At 64.6% G+C, this 16,895-nt stretch carries 16 protein-coding genes; 8 read left to right on the top strand and 8 right to left on the bottom strand.

Annotated features, from left to right (window positions below):
• Positions 1-233: 233 nt before the first annotated feature.
• Together I6F33_RS17510 and I6F33_RS17505 are read left to right on the top strand one after the other, a co-directional pair.
• The gene (locus I6F33_RS17510) at positions 234-836 is read left to right on the top strand and encodes a PepSY domain-containing protein (RefSeq protein ID WP_225112458.1); all 603 of its coding nucleotides are present in this window, start codon (positions 234-236) and stop codon (positions 834-836) included.
• Positions 837-1,094: 258 nt separating this feature from the next.
• Positions 1,095-2,120 (top strand): aspartate-semialdehyde dehydrogenase, encoded by a 1,026-nt coding sequence (locus tag I6F33_RS17505; protein WP_225112459.1) that lies wholly within the window; start codon positions 1,095-1,097, stop codon positions 2,118-2,120.
• A 121-nt stretch (positions 2,121-2,241) separates the two neighbouring features.
• Here the strand turns inward: I6F33_RS17505 and queA are convergent, their stop codons facing one another.
• From queA to coaD, 5 genes are all read right to left on the bottom strand, one after another.
• Positions 2,242-3,315 (bottom strand): tRNA preQ1(34) S-adenosylmethionine ribosyltransferase-isomerase QueA, encoded by a 1,074-nt coding sequence (gene queA / locus I6F33_RS17500; RefSeq protein WP_225143488.1) that lies wholly within the window; start codon positions 3,313-3,315, stop codon positions 2,242-2,244.
• Positions 3,316-3,459: 144 nt separating this feature from the next.
• Complete coding sequence (locus I6F33_RS17495) at positions 3,460-3,924, bottom strand: peptidylprolyl isomerase (protein WP_225112460.1); 465 nt, start codon at positions 3,922-3,924, stop codon at positions 3,460-3,462.
• Complete coding sequence (locus tag I6F33_RS17490; protein ID WP_225112461.1) at positions 3,921-4,346, bottom strand: hypothetical protein; 426 nt, start codon at positions 4,344-4,346, stop codon at positions 3,921-3,923. Before I6F33_RS17490 ends, I6F33_RS17495 begins: the two co-directional genes overlap by 4 nt.
• 8 nt (positions 4,347-4,354) lie before the next feature.
• Complete coding sequence (locus tag I6F33_RS17485; protein WP_036012644.1) at positions 4,355-4,918, bottom strand: peptidylprolyl isomerase; 564 nt, start codon at positions 4,916-4,918, stop codon at positions 4,355-4,357.
• A gap of 39 nt (positions 4,919-4,957) precedes the next feature.
• Entirely contained in the window at positions 4,958-5,452 is a 495-nt protein-coding gene (gene coaD / locus I6F33_RS17480; protein ID WP_036012646.1) for a pantetheine-phosphate adenylyltransferase, read from the bottom strand.
• A gap of 267 nt (positions 5,453-5,719) precedes the next feature.
• Between coaD and I6F33_RS17475 the strand changes: the two genes are divergently transcribed.
• A complete protein-coding gene (locus tag I6F33_RS17475; protein ID WP_036012649.1) occupies positions 5,720-5,977 on the top strand; it encodes a hypothetical protein in 258 nt (85 codons plus the stop codon).
• Positions 5,978-6,157: 180 nt separating this feature from the next.
• On the opposite strand, the gene gyrA is transcribed toward I6F33_RS17475, so the two are convergent.
• Both gyrA and I6F33_RS17465 read right to left on the bottom strand, forming a co-directional pair.
• The gene (gyrA, locus tag I6F33_RS17470) at positions 6,158-8,890 is read right to left on the bottom strand and encodes a DNA gyrase subunit A (RefSeq protein WP_225143486.1); all 2,733 of its coding nucleotides are present in this window, start codon (positions 8,888-8,890) and stop codon (positions 6,158-6,160) included.
• Between the two features lie 169 nt (positions 8,891-9,059).
• The gene (locus tag I6F33_RS17465; protein WP_225133670.1) at positions 9,060-9,458 is read right to left on the bottom strand and encodes a DUF2306 domain-containing protein; all 399 of its coding nucleotides are present in this window, start codon (positions 9,456-9,458) and stop codon (positions 9,060-9,062) included.
• Between the two features lie 163 nt (positions 9,459-9,621).
• On the opposite strand from I6F33_RS17465, the gene I6F33_RS17460 reads away from it, so the two are divergent.
• Positions 9,622-9,951 carry a low molecular weight protein tyrosine phosphatase family protein gene (locus I6F33_RS17460; RefSeq protein WP_036028161.1) on the top strand — a complete coding sequence of 110 codons (330 nt, stop codon included), beginning with the start codon at positions 9,622-9,624 and terminating at the stop codon, positions 9,949-9,951.
• 17 nt (positions 9,952-9,968) lie between these two features.
• On the opposite strand, the gene I6F33_RS17455 is transcribed toward I6F33_RS17460, so the two are convergent.
• Complete coding sequence (locus tag I6F33_RS17455; protein ID WP_025036423.1) at positions 9,969-10,463, bottom strand: single-stranded DNA-binding protein; 495 nt, start codon at positions 10,461-10,463, stop codon at positions 9,969-9,971.
• Between the two features lie 448 nt (positions 10,464-10,911).
• On the opposite strand from I6F33_RS17455, the gene I6F33_RS17450 reads away from it, so the two are divergent.
• From I6F33_RS17450 to uvrA, 4 genes are all read left to right on the top strand, one after another.
• Positions 10,912-11,694, top strand: a complete 783-nt coding sequence (locus tag I6F33_RS17450) for an outer membrane protein (RefSeq protein ID WP_225143485.1) — start codon at positions 10,912-10,914, stop codon at positions 11,692-11,694.
• 238 nt (positions 11,695-11,932) lie between these two features.
• Positions 11,933-12,622: an outer membrane protein gene (locus I6F33_RS17445; protein WP_057029259.1), complete on the top strand. Its 690-nt coding sequence runs from the start codon at positions 11,933-11,935 to the stop codon at positions 12,620-12,622.
• A gap of 219 nt (positions 12,623-12,841) precedes the next feature.
• A complete protein-coding gene (locus tag I6F33_RS17440) occupies positions 12,842-13,597 on the top strand; it encodes an outer membrane protein (protein WP_225143524.1) in 756 nt (251 codons plus the stop codon).
• Positions 13,598-13,874: 277 nt separating this feature from the next.
• Positions 13,875-16,856: an excinuclease ABC subunit UvrA gene (gene uvrA, locus I6F33_RS17435; protein ID WP_225143483.1), complete on the top strand. Its 2,982-nt coding sequence runs from the start codon at positions 13,875-13,877 to the stop codon at positions 16,854-16,856.
• Positions 16,857-16,895 lie beyond the last annotated feature (39 nt).

Raw genomic sequence — 16,895 nt, 5'->3', positions numbered from 1 at the left:
CTTTCCCCAGGCGGCGACGATGCGGCGTCATTGACCGAAATAAAACGATACGGTATGGTTTCATTACAGTCGGTTCGGGCCGCTTTTTTCACCAGCCCCAAAGAGGTCCGGACCCGCTTCGATCGCCGCGGCGGGTACAGCCTGCCGCGGCGCTCCGCGGCCGGCCGATGCCCAAGGCCGGCCGCGAATTCTTTACGATCATCCGGCACACTCGCTGGCCGAGGGTTTCGAGCATGACGACTGCCCAACGATGGACCTCGCACCTGCTTGCGATCGCATTGCCCGCGTTGCTCATCGCTGCGCCGGCACATGCTGTCGTGACCGCGAGCACGCCGACCGCGCTTCACAGCGACACAGATGGTGATGCCGAAGCGGACCGCCAGGCAGTCAGCCGCGAAATAGAGCGATTCCGCGGCTCCTCGATCACGATCAGCCAGGCCATGGCGATTGCCGAAGCCCGCCATGCCGGCGCCACCACCGCCGATGTGAGCTTCGATGGCGGCTCGGGCGTGCCGGTCTACCGCGTGAAGACACTGCACAACGACCGGATCTGGCGCCACACCATAAATGCTGCGACCGGCGAACTGGTCGGCGGGGAAGCGGCCCTACCCCTCACCGAGCTCGACCGCGAGGACCGCAGCAACCTCGCAGCGCTGGGTGCGATCAGGCACCGCCTCTCCGATGCCGTACGCGTCGCCGAGCGCGCCGCCGCAGGCAAGGCCATCAGCGGCGGGCTGGTCCGCGAGCGCGGCCGGCTGAACTTCTCGATCGTCGTCGTCAGCGGCGACGACCTCAAGGAGGTCACCCTGGAGCCGCCTGGCGCCAAGGGGAAATAGCGGGTGCCAAATAGCGGCAGGCTGCCCCCGGCATCGGCCGGGCCGAAAAGCCATTGACGGCCGCAAGACTCTCCCGCATAAGTCGCCGCCATGTTCACGACCACCAAACGCACGACCAAAACCACCACGGCCGAAGGGGCCCGGGGAGGCGTGCGCGCGTAGGTCGTCGACTTAAACGCATCAGCTCTACGGCAAGCCCCGCCCTCGATGGTCCGGGGCTTTTTTGTTGTCTAAATTCTCAATGCAACGGAGGACAAAGTGAGTAACGATCCCGTCGTCGCGATTGTCGGCGTCACCGGTGCGGTGGGCGCCGAATTCATCGCCACCATGGACAAGCGCGGCTTTCGCGTCGGCAAGCTCAAGGCACTGGCGAGCGCCCGCTCGGCCGGCAAGACGGTGTCGTTCCGCGGGCAGAGCGTGGCCATCGAGGAGTTGACCGAGCGCTCCTTCGACGGCGTCGACATCGCGCTGTTCTCCGCCGGCGGCAGCATCTCCAGGAAGTATGCACCGATCGCGGTGAAGGCCGGCGCCGTCGTGGTCGACAATTCCTCGGCCTTCCGCATGGACCCAAACGTGCCGCTGGTGATCCCCGAGATCAACGCGAGCCGCATCCGCGACCACAAGGGCATCATTGCGAACCCGAACTGCGCCGCGATCACCGCGCTGGTGCCGCTGTGGCCGATCCACCAGCAGAACCGCATCAAGCGCGTGATCATCTCGACCTATCAGGCGGCCAGCGGCGCCGGCGCCGCCGCGATGGAGGAGCTCGTCGAATCCACCCGCGCCAACCTCAACGGGCAGGTCTATACGCCGAAGGTGATGCCACACCCCTACGCCTTCAACCTGTTCAACCACAACACCGCCATCGACCCCGAGACCGGCTACAACGACGAAGAGACCAAGGTCATCAAGGAGACCCGCAAGATCTTCGAGGACGACAGCATCGCCGTCGGCGTCACCTGCGTGCGCGTGCCGGTGCTGCGCGCCCATTGCGAAGCCATCACCTTCGAATGCGAGAAGCCGATCAGCGAGGACCAGGTCCGTGCCATCATGGCGCGCGCGCCCGGCGTCAAGGTGGTCGACGACCGCGCCAAGAACTACTTCCCGATGCCGATCGACGCCTCGGGCCAGGACGACGTCCTGGTCGGCCGCATCCGCAAGGATCTCAGCGACCCCACCGGCCATTCGATCTCGATGTTCGTGGCAGCCGACCAGCTGCTCAAGGGCGCGGCGCTGAACGCCGTGCAGATCGCCGAGCTGTTGCCGCAGAAGGTGATGGCGTAACGGGAGGTGCGTAGGGTGGGTTAGCCTAGCGGATGCGCGAAGCGCGGCCGCTGGGCGTAACCCACCTCTTTCGTATCCGCGGAAACAGAAGCGGTGGATTACGCCTGACGGCTAATCCACCCTACGGGACCGCTCGAAACAGCAAACACGCATCGCCATACGAATAGAAGCGATAGCCCTGCGTGATCGCGTGCGCATAGGCCTGCTTCATCGTCGCGAGCCCCGAGAAGGCCGACACCAGCATGAACAGCGTCGACTTCGGAAGGTGGAAATTCGTCATCAGAATATCGATCGCGCGGAAGCGATAGCCGGGCGTGATGAAGATCGACGTCTCGGCGGCGAATGGCCGGATCGTGCCGTCCTCGCTCGCGGCGCTTTCGAGCAGCCGCAATGACGTGGTGCCGACGGCAACGATACGGCCGCCGGTCTCCCGCGCGGCGTTGAGCCGCTGCGCCGTTGCGGCCGAGATCGTGCCCCACTCGGCGTGCATCTTGTGGGCTTCGGTGTCGTCGACCTTCACCGGCAGGAACGTCCCTGCCCCGACATGCAGCGTCACGCGGTTGAGGCCGACGCAGCGGTCGCGCAGCGCCTGCTCCAGCGCGGGCGTGAAATGCAGCCCCGCGGTCGGCGCTGCAACTGCGCCTTCATTCGCCGCGAACATGGTCTGGTAGTCAGCGAGGTCCTGATCGTCTGGCGTGCGCTTGGAGGCGATATAGGGCGGCAGCGGCGGGCTGCCGAGATCGGCGATGGCCTGGTCCAGCGCCGGGCCGTGGAACGAGAACGCCAGCGTCACCTCGCCCTCGGTGCCCTTGGCCTCGACCTCGGCGTCGAGATGACCGAGCAGGCAGACCTTGCCTTCGTTGCCGAAGCGGATGCGGTCGCCGGGGGCGAGCTTCTTGGCCGGCTTCACCAGCGCCTGCCAGCGCGAGCCGTCGAGGCGCTTGATCAGCGTCGCCTCGATCTTCGGCTCGGTGTCGCGGCCGATGCGGCGGCCCTTCAATTGCGCCGCAATCACCTTGGTGTCGTTGACGACGAGCTGGTCGCCGGGCCTCAGCCATTGCGGCAGGTCGGAAATGATCTGATCGCGCAGCGCGCCATTCTCGACGACCAGCATCCTCGCGGAATCGCGCGGGCTCGCCGGGCGCAGCGCGATGCGCTCGGGCGGCAGATCGAAATCGAAGAGATCGGTGCGCATGAGCAGGCTTGGCACGACACAGCCAGACCCTCATGGTGAGGAGGCGCTTAGCGCCGTCTCGAACCATGAAGGCCGGGTTGCAGCAGTGGGGCCTTCATCCTTCGAGACGCGCGTTCCGCGCTCCTCAGGATGAGGATCGAGTGACTATTCCTTGTCTGCGGCCATCCGCGCCTTGACGATCTTGTCGGGGTTCTGCACCGGCTCGCCGCGCTTGATCTTGTCGACGTTCTCCATGCCCTCGGTGACCTTGCCCCACACCGTGTACTGGTTGTCGAGGAAGCGGGCGTCGTCGAAGCAGATGAAGAACTGGCTGTCGCCGGAATCGGGATTGGCGGCGCGGGCCATCGAGGCGGTGCCGCGCACATGCGGCTCCTTGTTGAACTCGGCCCTCAGCTTCTTGCCGGAGCCGCCGGTGCCGGTGCCGTGCGGGCAGCCGGTCTGCGCCATGAAGCCCTCGATCACGCGGTGAAATACGATGCCGTCGTAGAAGCCCTCACGGACCAGCTCCTTGATACGCGCGACATGGCCGGGCGCGAGGTCGGGGCGCATCTCGATGGTGACGGGGCCCTGCGTGGTCTCGAGGATCAGGGTGTTTTCGGTGACGCTCATGCTCGTCTCTCTTGCGTTGGGGGTGAAGTCTTGTCGGGTGACGTCTTGCGGCTGCGGAACTGGATCGCGAATGGACGTCCCGCGGCGGCGCCGGCCATTGCATCGGTAAATGGCACCGGCGTGCAGCGTTGCAACGCCTCCATCACCGCGATCCGGTATTGCAGCCGGTCGTTGTCAGAGGCCTCCGCGGATTCATAGGTAATCCTCGGATGGCCCAGAATGTTTCCGGCCCGGTTAAAGCTCACCAGGACGGTGATGTCGAGTGGGCGGGCCCTCGCCGGCGACGGCGGTCTCCAGCAGGTGCGCAGGTGCCGGAAGATGTCCTGGATCGTGTCGACCTGGGCGGCCTCCACGGCCGCAAGGGAGGTGGCGAGCAACAGCACCGCGGCAACCAGCAGGAGCCTGCCACCGCGGCGCGCCATGGCCGCGCCTATTTGATGTCTGAGGCGACCTGCACCTTCACCATCTTGTCGGGATCGGTGACGGAGCCGCCGGGCGAGCCGGGGGGCGCCTTCTTCAGCTTGTCGACGACGTCCATGCCCTGCACCACCTCGCCGATCACGGTGTACTGGCCGTCGAGGCTGCCGCCGTCGGCGAACATGATGAAGAACTGCGAGTTGGCGCTGTCGACGCTGTCGCCGCGCCGGGCCATGCCGACGATGCCGCGGGCAAAATGCACCTTGGAGAATTCCTGCTTCAGGTTCGGGTATTTCGAGCCGCCGGTGCCGTTGCCGTTCTGGCCGTCGCCGGTCTGCGCCATGAAGCCGTCCATGACGCGGTGGAACGGCACGTTGTTGTAGAAGCCTTCGCGCGCCAGCTGCTTGATGCGTTCGGCATGCTGGGGCGCGATGTCGGTCCTGAGCTTGATGACGATGCGGCCCTTGGTGCTGTCGATGACGATGGCGTTGGCCTTGTCGAGATTTGCCGGCAATTGCTGCGCCACCGCCGGCGCCGCGAACAGAAGCGCGGCAAGAACTGCGAGAATTCGGATCATGACAACTCCGGATCAGAGAGAAGAGGAAGCGCGCCGTTTTCAGGCGAATTTGGCCTTGAGCTGTGCCGCGACCTGCGGCGGGACGAAGGCCGAGACGTCCCCGCCCATGCCGGCGATCTGGCGCACCAAAGTGGCGGTGATCGGGCGGACCATGGGAGAGGCCGGCAGGAAGACCGTATGCACCTCCGGCGCCATGGCCTCGTTCATGCCGGCGAGCTGCATCTCGTAATCGAGGTCGGTGCCGTCGCGCAGGCCCCGGATCATGATGGTCGCGCCGTGCTTGCGCGCCGCGGTCACCGACAGATCGTCGAACGTCGTCGCCTCCAGCACGCAGCCGGCCTGCGCCGCAATCGGACCGCAGACCTCCTCGAGCATCTTGAGGCGCTCCTCGGTCGAGAACAGCGGCTTCTTGCCGGGATGCACCCCGATCGCGACCACGAGCCTGTCGCACAAGGAAACGCTGTGCCGGACCACGTCCAGATGGCCGTTGGTGATGGGGTCGAAGGAACCTGGGTAGAAGGCGATGCGCGGCATGGCCCCGTCCTACCGCGCCCCGCCCGGGCCGGCAAGCCGGGCAGGTTCCTAGCCCGTTTCCGGTCCAGCCCCTCCGAAAATGTCCCGTTGGGCGTCAGCGGCAGCCGGTTTGTTTCGTCCTCGGGCGGCCACGAAACAAAACGGAGCGCGAACGAAACCATTTCCCACATCGGCGAAGACGTCCGGAAACTGGCCATGGTTACTAATCCGGCCAACGAATGACGGGCCGCGTACTGGGCGTAGGCGGCCGCATCACAGGGGACTGTCATGATCAAGACCATTTCAGCGATCGCTCTGTCTGCGTGTGTTGCCGCGGCCCTCACCCTCCTGCCCGGCTTTGCCCCGAAGGTCGAAGCCAGCGTGCCGCAGCCGCTGGCCAAGAGCGACCGGCTCGACATCCGCAGCATCGGCCGTGACTGCTCGCAGCAGGCCTGGCCGAACTTCGAAGCGTCCTGCCTGCGTAGCGCCGGCACCAAGGCCAACGTCCGCGAGGCCCGCCTCGTGACCGCCAACCGCACGCCGTAATCGGATCTGTTCAGGTTCGCGTCGGGCGGGTCCCTCAAGACCCCAGGAATTTTTGTGACATCTCGTCGCAGACTACGCGACGCTCGCGCCCGTCGGAATGGCCCGACGGGCGCGATCTCGTTCAGGGGGCACTATCGGCTGCGAGGAACGGCGGGTGGATGAGTCCCGATTCGCCAGCCTCTATTCCCCGTTCGCTCCATTCCCGTTCTCGGCCTCTTCCGTGATGTGCTCGACTGACACCACGTGCTCGTCCTCGGCGGTGTCGAACACGATCACGCCTTGCGTCGAGCGGCCGGCGATGCGGATGCCTTCGACCGGGCAGCGGATCAGCTGGCCCTTGTCGGTGACCAGCATGATTTGATCCGCCTCCTCCACCGGGAACGAGGCGACGAGATTGCCGTTGCGGTGGTTGACGCTCATAGCGACGATGCCTTTGCCGCCGCGGCCGGTGGTGCGGTACTCGTAGGACGAGGTCCGCTTGCCGTAGCCGTTGACGGAGACGGTCAGCACGACCTGCTCCTGCGCCGACATCTCGACATAGCGCTCCTGCGGGAGCTGGAAGCTGCCCGAGGTCTCCTCGGCCTCGGCATCGGCCGGCGCCTCGTCTGCGGCGGCTTCGCCCGCGACCGCGCGGCGCATCTTCAAATAGGCCGAGCGCTCGTCCGAGGTGGTGTCGACGTGGCGCAGGATCGCCAGCGAAATCACCTTGTCGCCTTCGCCGAGCGCAATACCGCGCACGCCCATCGAGGTGCGCCCGGTGAATACGCGCACATCGGTGACGGGGAAGCGGATGCACTGGCCGCCGGCAGCGGTCAGCAGCACGTCGTCGCGCTCGGTGCAGATCTGCACGTCGACGATCGCCTCGTTGTCGTCGAGCTTCATGGCGATGATGCCGGAGCGGCGGACGTCGACGAAGTCGGACAGCTTGTTGCGCCGGACGTTGCCGCCCGTGGTCGCGAACATCACGTCGAGCTGGCCCCAGGTCGATTCATCCTCCGGCAGCGGCATGATGGTGGTGATGCGCTCGCCCTGCTCCAGCGGCAGGATGTTGATCATGGCCTTGCCGCGCGCGTTCGGCGCGGCCATCGGCAGCCGCCAGACCTTTTCCTTGTAGACCTGGCCGCGCGAGGAGAAGAACAGCACCGGAGTATGGGTCGAGGCGACGAAGAGCCGGCTGACGAAATCCTCGTCGCGGGTCTGCATGCCGGAGCGGCCCTTGCCGCCGCGGCGCTGCGCCCGATAGGCCGACAGCGGAACGCGCTTGACGTAGCCCGCATGCGAGACGGTGACGACCATGTCTTCGCGCTGGATCAGGTCCTCGTCCTCGACCTCGCCCTCCTGCTCCATGATCACGGTGCGGCGCGGCGTTGCGAACTCGGCCTTTACCTCGGCAAGCTCGGTCTTGATGATGTCCAGGATGCGCGCGCGTGAGCGCAGGATCGCGAGATAGTCGCCGATCTCCCCGGCGAGCTTCGACAGCTCGCCGCCAATCTCGTCGCGGCCGAGCGCGGTGAGACGTGCGAGACGCAATTCGAGGATCGCCCTCGCCTGCTCCAGCGAGAGGCGGATCGTGCCGTCCTCGTTGATCCGGTGACGCGGGTCATCGATCAGCGTGATGATGTCCTCGACGTCGCGCGCGGGCCAATCGCGCGTCATCAGGGTGTCACGGGCCGCCGCCGGTGTCGGCGAGGTGCGGATCACCTTGATGATCTCGTCGATGTTGGCGACCGCGATGGCGAGGCCGACCTGCTCATGGGCGCGCTCACGCGCCTTGCGCAGCTTGTACTTGGTGCGCCGGGTAACGACCTGCTCGCGGAAGCCGACGAAGATCGTCAACATATCCTTCAAGTTCATCGTCTGCGGACGCCCGGAATCGAGCGCAACCGCGTTGACGCCGAAGCTCGTCTGCAGCGGGGTGAACTTGTAGAGCTGGTTCAGTACCACGTCGGGCACGGCGTCGCGCTTGAGCTCGATGACGACGCGATAGCCCTCGCGGTCGGACTCGTCGCGCAGGTCGGAGATGCCCTCGATCTTCTTTTCCTTGTAGAGCTCGGCGATGCGCTCGACCATCGTCGCCTTGTTCACCTGATACGGAATCTCGGTGATGACGATCGCCTCTCGATCCTTGCGAATGGTCTCGAACGTGACCTTGCCGCGCATCACGATGGAGCCGCGGCCGAGATGGTAGGCGCTGCGGATGCCCTGGCGTCCAAGGATGATGCCGCCAGTCGGGAAATCCGGGCCGGGAATGATGTTGATGAGCTCGTCGATGGTCAGCGAGGGATTGTCGATCAGCGCGATACAGGCGTCGATCACCTCGCCGAGATTGTGCGGCGGGATGTTGGTCGCCATGCCGACGGCAATGCCGCCCGCGCCGTTGACCAGCAGGTTCGGGAACCGCGCCGGCAGGACCACCGGCTCCTTCTCGGAACCGTCGTAATTGTCCTGGAAGTCGACGGTGTCGCTGTCGATGTCCTCGAGCAGCTTCAGCGCGATCTTGGTCAGGCGGGACTCGGTGTAGCGCATGGCCGCCGCCGGGTCGCCGTCGACCGAGCCGAAATTGCCCTGCCCGTCCACCAGCAACTCGCGCATCGAGAAGTCCTGCGCCATGCGCACCAGCGCGTCGTAGATCGCCTGGTCGCCATGAGGGTGGTATTTACCCATGACGTCACCGACGATACCGGCGGACTTCTTGTGCTTCTTGTCGGGCGTGAAGCCCTGCTCGTTCATCGAGAACAGGATGCGCCGATGCACCGGCTTCAGGCCGTCGCGCGCATCGGGCAGCGCGCGCGACACGATCACGCTCATGGCGTAATCGAGGTAGGACTTCTTCATCTCGTCGAGGATGGAGACGGGGCGAATGTCCGAGGGGTGCGCCGGCTGGTCGCCGGGCTTGTTATCGTCGTCAGCCAAGGGGGAATCCGGTGAGGGTTTGTCTGGGAATCATATAGCGCATCACACCCCTGATAACCACCCTTGCCGAGCTCTGGGGAAGCGCTTTTTCCCACTGTTTTTCCAGAGACTTACGCCCTTCGCGCCACGGCCGCGGACGGGGCCGGAACGGACTGGGCGGAACCGGCTCTCACGCCCCGAAAGTCACCCGGTGCATGATGCGCCCAGGCACCAGCGTGAACAGTCCCGCCACCACCAGGGCGCCGAAGAAGATGAAGATCATCATCCGCCGGTGGTCGGCGACGCGATGGGTGCGCGCACGCCATACCGCCAGCGGCAGCACCGCCAGGGTGAAGATCGACAAGAAATGGATCGGGCTGAACGGCCCGACCAGACGGATCTCGTGGATCCAGAACGACGAGGCGGCCACGAACACCATCAGGACCACCCAGATCCAGCCGATAGTCCGGTGCGGCAGCGTGCCCTTGGGGGCGGAGAACTGGAAGAGGCCAAGCACAAGGGCGGCCATTGCGGCAAAGGCATGCAGCGGGACCACCGGCGCGGCCTCAAGCAGCGGCGCAAGGCTCATGCAGGGCTTCCTCGTGTCCGGCGGAGGCGCACATAAGCTTAGGCCGGAAAAGCCGTCGACCAAAGAACTGTATTTATGTAGCAGGAACTCTCGGAAGCCCGCCCGAAAAGCACTAACCAATCATCCCGCCGATACCTGACCGATCGTCTCCGAGAGCGGCAAAGTGACCAACGTCCTTTTCGTCTGCAGCGCCAATCGCCTCCGCAGCCCTACCGCCGAGCAGGTGTTTTCGACCTGGCCCGGGATCGAGACCGACTCGGCCGGCATTTCGAACGGCGCGGACGTCTTGCTGTCCGCCGAGCAGATTGAATGGGCCGACGTCATCTTCGTCATGGAAAAGACCCACCGGACCAAGCTGAACCGGAAATTCCGGTCCAGCTTGAACAACAAGCGGGTCATCTGTCTCGACATTCCGGACGACTATGAATTCATGGATCCTGTCCTGGTGCGGATCCTTGAAAACCGAGTTGGCCGTTATCTGCGCCGAGACTAGCCGCCTCTTCCCAAGTCCTAGAACGGGATATCGTCGTCCATGTCGCTGTTGCGGCCGCCGCCGGCGGCAACGGGACGGCGCGGCGCGCTGCTGACGGGTCCGGAGGAGCCGAAGTCGCCGCCCGGCTCGTCGCCGAAGCTGCCACCTCCGCCGCCGCCACCGCGGCCGTCCAGCATCGTCAGCGTTGAGTTGAAGCCCTGCAGCACGACCTCGGTCGAGTATTTCTCGACGCCGCTCTGGTCGGTGTACTTGCGGGTCTGGAGCGCGCCTTCGATGTAAACCTTTGCGCCCTTCTTCAGATACTGTTCGACGATCTTGCAAAGCGGCTCAGAGAAGATCACGACGCGATGCCACTCGGTCTTCTCCTTGCGCTCGCCGGTGTTCTTGTCGCGCCAGGTCTCCGAGGTCGCGATGCTCAAATTCGCGATCGGCCGCCCGTCCTGGGTGCGGCGGATTTCGGGATCCTTGCCGAGATTTCCAACCAGAATGACCTTGTTGACGCTTCCCGCCATCGCCGCTCTCCACTCCGAATGCCACTGAATTTCAAAAGGGCGAATCCGCTGCCCGCGTTCCTCTGCGCCCGCTAGGGCGACCCTATACGCTTGCGGGCACCGATCAGCCTGCCACCCCCAAGGTTATCCCCACATATAGCATCGCGCGCACGTTTGTTCCAGATTTGTTCTTCGGCACGAGCGAGCGGAAATTTCCCGCATGTCCTCTCATGCCACAAAAAAGGACAGCCCTCGAATGGAACCTTTTTGGGTTCCCGAGTATGGCAAAAACCATTTAACATTCATCAAGTTGGAACCCATTCAATCAATCCGCGAGTGTGGCATTCCGGAGACGGACTCTGCCCTTTCCTTAGGCTACCTTTGCCTTGGAATTGATTCATATGGGTGTCGCGTCTGATCAGCCGCTTCGGGGACTTTCATGAAGCGGACGAAACTTGGGGAGACTGCAATGAATAAGATTCTTTTCGGCGTAATCAGTGCAATGGCATTGGGGCTGTCGGCTCCGGCAAGCGCGGCGGATATGGCTGCGCGTCCCTACACCAAGGCTCCGGCCCCGGCGGTCGCCGCGGTTTACGACTGGAGCGGCTTCTACATCGGCGTCAACGGCGGCGGCGGCACGAGCCGCAAGTGCTGGGACTTCGTGACCCCGGTCACGGGCGTTCTGGTGGCTGAAGGCTGTCACGATGCGACCGGCGGCACGGTCGGTGGTCAGATCGGCTACCGCTGGCAGTCGGCCAATTGGGTGTTCGGCCTCGAGGGCCAGGGCAACTGGGCTGACTTCTCGGGGGACAACGTCAGCCTCCTCTTCCCTGGAAGCGCTTTGGTCACCGGTGATCGTAACCGCTCTCACATCGATGCTTTTGGCCTGATCACGGGCCAGGTCGGTTATGCCTGGAACAACGTGCTGCTCTATGTGAAGGGCGGCGCCGCCGTAGTCGGGGACAAGTACGACGTCTATGCCGCGCCTAGCACGCCTGGCGCCGGCACGCTGCTGGCGTCGGCTCGCGAGACCCGCTGGGGCGGCACCGTTGGCGCCGGCCTGGAATTCGGATTTGCTCCGAACTGGACGCTCGGCGTCGAGTACAACCACATCTTCCTCGGCGACCGTACGATCGCCTTCACGACGCCTGCGGGCGTTGCCTTCGGGAGCGATCGCATCAGTCAGGACGTCGACATGGGTCTAGTCCGCCTGAATTATCGCTTCGGCGGCCCGTTGGTCGCGAGGTACTGATATCCCACCTATCGTGAGCGAAACGAAGGGCCGGCCCCAGCGCCGGCCCTTTTTTTTGCAGCACGACGGCTGGATGTAAATAAGTCAGCAACCATCACCTTTTCCGCTGTTGTGGCTTTTCGGAGACACAACTTGCGGCTTTGGTGGTGTAAAGACGGCGTCAGTTGGGCCGTTTGAGTCCGCTGCCCTTCCGCCACGGAAGGCAACAACAGAAACTGGGACTGGGATTAAGTTGAAAATGAAGAAGGTTTTGTTGGCTTCGGCCTGTGTATTCGCCCTTGCGGCCCCCGCTTCGGCTGCTGATCTGGCAGCCCGCCCCTACACCAAGGCCCCCGCGCCTGTGGCCTCGGTCTACAACTGGACCGGCTTCTATCTCGGTATCGTCGGCGGCGGCGCCTGGGAAGCCTCGTCGGGCGACCCGAAGATGCAGGGTGGCTTCGTCGGCGGCACCGCCGGTTACAACTGGCAGACCGGCAACGTCGTGTTCGGCATTGAGGCTGACGGCGCGTGGGCTGATGTCAGCGCTTCGGCCACTGGCGCCGTTTTCGTTCCGGGCGTCGGCGTGGTTGCGGCGACGGCAAGCTCGAAGACCGACGCGATGGGCACCGTGCGTGGCCGCATCGGCTGGGCCGTCAACAACGTGCTGCTCTACGGCACCGGTGGTTACGCTTGGATCGACAACAAGCTCAGCTTCACCGCGCTCGGCGCGACCATCTCCGAGAGCAAGTTCCACTCGGGTTGGACCGTCGGTGCTGGCGTCGAGGCGTTCTTCGCTCCGAACTGGTCGGTCAAGGGCGAGTACCTCTATCGCAGCCTCGGCGGCGAGACCTACTTCTCGGGCGCCGTGCCCACCGGCACGCTCAACTTCCACACCGTGCAGGTCGGCGTGAACTATCACTTCGGCGGCCCGGTCGTCGCGAAGTACTGATCACGACCGACGTCACATCGTCACGAAAGGCCGGCCTCGCGCCGGCCTTTTTGTTTGTTGCGGCCGCCCGTTTGCTCACGTTTTCGAAGGGGTGTGGCCGCTGGGCGACACAACCTTTGGCTTAAATGGTGTAAAAGCAATGACGTTGCTTGGGTCATAAGTCCGCTGCTCTTCCGCTCTCCGGAAGACCGGAATGAGAAATGGAAGTGGGGAATGGATATGAAGAAGCTTTTGCTGGCTTCGGCCAGCTTGTTCGCACTCAGCGCGTTGGCACCGGCCTCGGCGGCCGATTTGGCGGCCCGCCCCTACACCAAGGCTCCGGTGGCACCGATCGCGGTGTACAACTGGAGCGGTTTCTACCTCGGCGCCAACGCCGGCGGTGGCTGGAGCCGCAACTGTTGGGATCTCACCAGTGTCGGCCCCTTCGTGGTCGCTCCGGCGGTGGCCGAAGGTTGTCACAATGCGACCGGCGCACTCGTCGGCGGCCAGATCGGTTATCGCTGGCAGTCCGCCAACTGGGTGTTCGGTCTCGAAGCCCAGGGCGACTGGGCTGACCTGAAGGGTTCGAACATCAGCTCGCCTGCCGCGCTCGCGCCGCTGGTGAACGAGACCAGGATCGACGCCATCGGCCTCTTCACTGGCCAGGTCGGCTATGCCTGGAACAACGTGCTTTGGTACGTGAAGGGCGGCGCTGCCGTCACTCACAACAAGTACACTGGCAGTTTTGGCGGCGTTACGCTCGACACCGCGAACGAAACGCGCTGGGGCGGTACCGTCGGCACCGGCATAGAATTCGGCTTCGCCCCGAACTGGTCGCTCGCTGTCGAATACAACCACCTGTTCATGGGCAGGCACAACGAGACCTTCACCTTCCTCGGCGTGACCACTCGCACCGACAGCATCAAGCAGGACGTGGACATGGCTACCGTTCGACTCAACTACACCTTCGGTGGCCCGGTGGTCGCGAAGTACTGAACTTCCCTGCCGAGGTCACATCGTCACGAAAGGCCGGCCTCGCGCCGGCCTTTTTGTTTTGGCTGGGTGCTCCGCGAGCGGTTCCGCGCGTTCCTGCTGCCAGATCCCGCCAGCACGCCAACAATCCGTTGACGATTCGCAAGTCCCACTGGAAATCCGCCGCCGTTCTTCCTACGTTCGCTGCCATACCCATCGGCGCCGATCCCGGTTCCGGGCGCAGCGCGCCTTTTTTGTTGGCGCGATCGCGCACCTTTGGGCTTCCTTGAGGGCAACTCGGATGGATGAAGTGATCAAGGCGAAGCGCCAACAACAGAACGCGGGCTCCAGCCTGCGCGCAATTTCGATCCGCGGCGCGCGCGAGCACAACCTCAAGAATATCGACGTCGAGATTCCCCGCGACAAGCTGGTGGTGTTCACCGGGCTATCCGGCTCCGGCAAATCCTCGCTCGCCTTCGACACCATCTATGCCGAGGGCCAGCGCCGCTACGTCGAATCGCTGTCGGCCTATGCCCGCCAGTTCCTGGAGATGATGCAGAAGCCCGACGTCGACCAGATCGACGGCCTGTCGCCGGCGATCTCGATCGAGCAGAAGACGACGTCGAAGAACCCGCGCTCGACCGTCGGCACCGTCACCGAGATCTACGACTACATGCGCCTGCTCTGGGCCCGCGTCGGCGTGCCCTATTCGCCGGCCACGGGCCTGCCGATCGAGAGCCAGACCGTCTCGCAGATGGTCGACCGCGTGCTGGCGTTGCCCGAGGGCACCCGCCTCTATCTGCTCGCCCCCGTCGTGCGCGGCCGCAAGGGCGAGTACAGGAAGGAGCTCGCCGAATGGCTCAAGAAGGGCTTTCAGCGCGTCAAGATCGACGGCACCTTCCATGAGCTGGCGGAAGCCCCTAGCCTCGACAAGAAATTCCCGCACGACATCGACGTGGTGGTCGATCGCATCGTGGTGCGTGCCGATATCGGCCAGCGCCTCGCCGAGAGCTTTGAGACCGCGCTGAAGCTCGCCGAAGGCCTTGCCGTCGTCGAGTTCGCCGATGCGCCCGCGGCGGCTGCGCCTGCGGAGGAAAAGAAGAAGACCGCAAAAATCCACGACAAGAGCGGGCCCGAGCGCATCCTGTTCTCGGAAAAGTTCGCCTGCCCGGTCTCCGGCTTCACCATCCCCGAGATCGAGCCGCGCCTGTTCTCCTTCAACAATCCCTACGGCGCCTGCCCCGCCTGCGGCGGCCTCGGCGTCGAGCAGCATGTCGACGAAGACCTCGTCATCCCCGAGAAGGATCTGACGCTGCGCAAGGGCGCGATCGCGCCCTGGGCCAAGTCGTCGTCGCCCTATTACGTGCAGACGCTGACCGCGCTCGGCAAGCACTACAAGTTCACGCTCGACACCAAGTGGAAGGATCTGCCGAAGAAGACGCAAAACGCGATTCTCTACGGCTCGGGCGAGGACGAGATCAAGTTCTCCTACGAGGACGGGGTGCGCTCCTACGACACCAAGAAGCCGTTCGAAGGCGTCATCACCAACATCAACCGCCGCTACCGCGAGACCGAGAGCGAGTGGGCCCGCGAGGAGCTGGCGAAATATTTTCACGACGTCCCCTGCGAGGGCTGCAAGGGCTTTCGGCTCAAGCCCGAGGCGCTCTGCGTCAAGGTCGGCGGCAAGCATATCGGCGAAATCTCGGAGCTGTCCGTGAAAGGCGCCGGCGCATGGTTCGAGACCGTGCCGGAGGCGCTGAACGCGCAGCAGAACGAGATCGCGGGCCGCATCCTGAAGGAGATCCGCGAGCGCCTCACCTTCCTGCTCGACGTCGGCCTCAATTATCTGACGCTGTCCCGCTCCTCCGGCACGCTGTCCGGCGGCGAGAGCCAGCGCATCCGCCTCGCCTCGCAGATCGGCTCGGGGCTCACAGGCGTGCTCTACGTGCTGGACGAGCCTTCGATCGGCCTGCACCAGCGCGACAACGCCCGCCTGCTCGATACGCTGAAGCGGCTGCGCGACCTCGGCAACACCGTGGTCGTGGTCGAGCATGACGAGGACGCCATCCGCCTTGCCGACTACGTGCTCGACATCGGCCCAGGCGCCGGCATGCATGGCGGCAACATCGTCGCCGAAGGCACGCCCGCCGAGATCATGCGCAACCCGAAATCGCTGACCGGCAAGTACCTGACCGGCGAGCTCGAGGTCGAGGTGCCGGAGCGGCGTCCGCCGAATCACCGCCGCACCATCAAGGTGGTGAATGCGCGCGGCAATAACCTCAAGAACGTCACGGCGGAGATTCCGCTCGGCCTGTTCACCTGCGTGACCGGCGTCTCCGGCGGCGGCAAGTCGACGCTGCTGATCGACACGCTCTACCGTGCCATCGCCCGCAAGCTCAACAACGCCAGCGAGGGCGCCGCGCCGCACGACCGCATCGAGGGTCTCGAGCACATCGACAAGATCATCGACATCGACCAGTCGCCGATCGGCCGCACCCCGCGCTCGAATCCGGCGACCTATACCGGCGCGTTCACGCCGATCCGCGAATGGTTCGCCGGCCTGCCAGAAGCGAAGGCGCGCGGCTACGAGCCCGGCCGCTTCTCCTTCAACGTCAAGGGCGGCCGCTGCGAGGCCTGCCAGGGCGACGGCGTCATCAAGATCGAGATGCACTTCCTGCCCGACGTCTACGTCACCTGCGACGTCTGCAAGGGCAAGCGCTACAACCGCGAGACGCTGGAGGTGCTGTTCAAGGGCAAGAGCATCGCCGACGTGCTCGACATGACTGTCGAGGAAGCTGCCGAGTTCTTCAAGGCGGTGCCGCGCGTGCGCGAGACGTTCCAGACATTGCACCGCGTCGGCCTCGACTACATCCATGTCGGCCAGCAGGCCACGACGCTCTCGGGCGGCGAAGCCCAGCGCGTCAAGCTGGCAAAGGAATTGTCAAAACGCGCCACCGGCCGCACGCTCTACATCCTGGACGAGCCGACCACCGGCCTGCACTTCCACGACGTCAAGAAGCTGCTGGAGGTGCTGCACGAGCTGGTCGCGCAAGGCAACACGGTGGTCGTCATCGAGCACAATCTCGAAGTCATCAAGACCGCCGACTGGGTTATCGACTTGGGGCCCGAAGGCGGCGACGGCGGCGGCGAGATCGTCGCCTGGGGCCCCCCGGAAGACATTGCGAAAGCGCCGCGGAGCTATACGGGGAAATTCCTGGCCCCGGTGCTGGAGAAGGCGCGGAAGCCGAAGCGGAGGCGTGCGGCGAGCGAGGCGGCGGAGTAGATTGCGCTGCATCGAAGCCACAGGGCTGTAGGGCGGATT

The organism is Bradyrhizobium sp. BRP20, from assembly GCF_020194215.1.
Lineage (GTDB): Bacteria > Pseudomonadota > Alphaproteobacteria > Rhizobiales > Xanthobacteraceae > Bradyrhizobium > Bradyrhizobium yuanmingense.
Note: the sequence above shows the minus strand (reverse complement) of the source record. Positions and strands in the feature narration are given on the sequence as shown.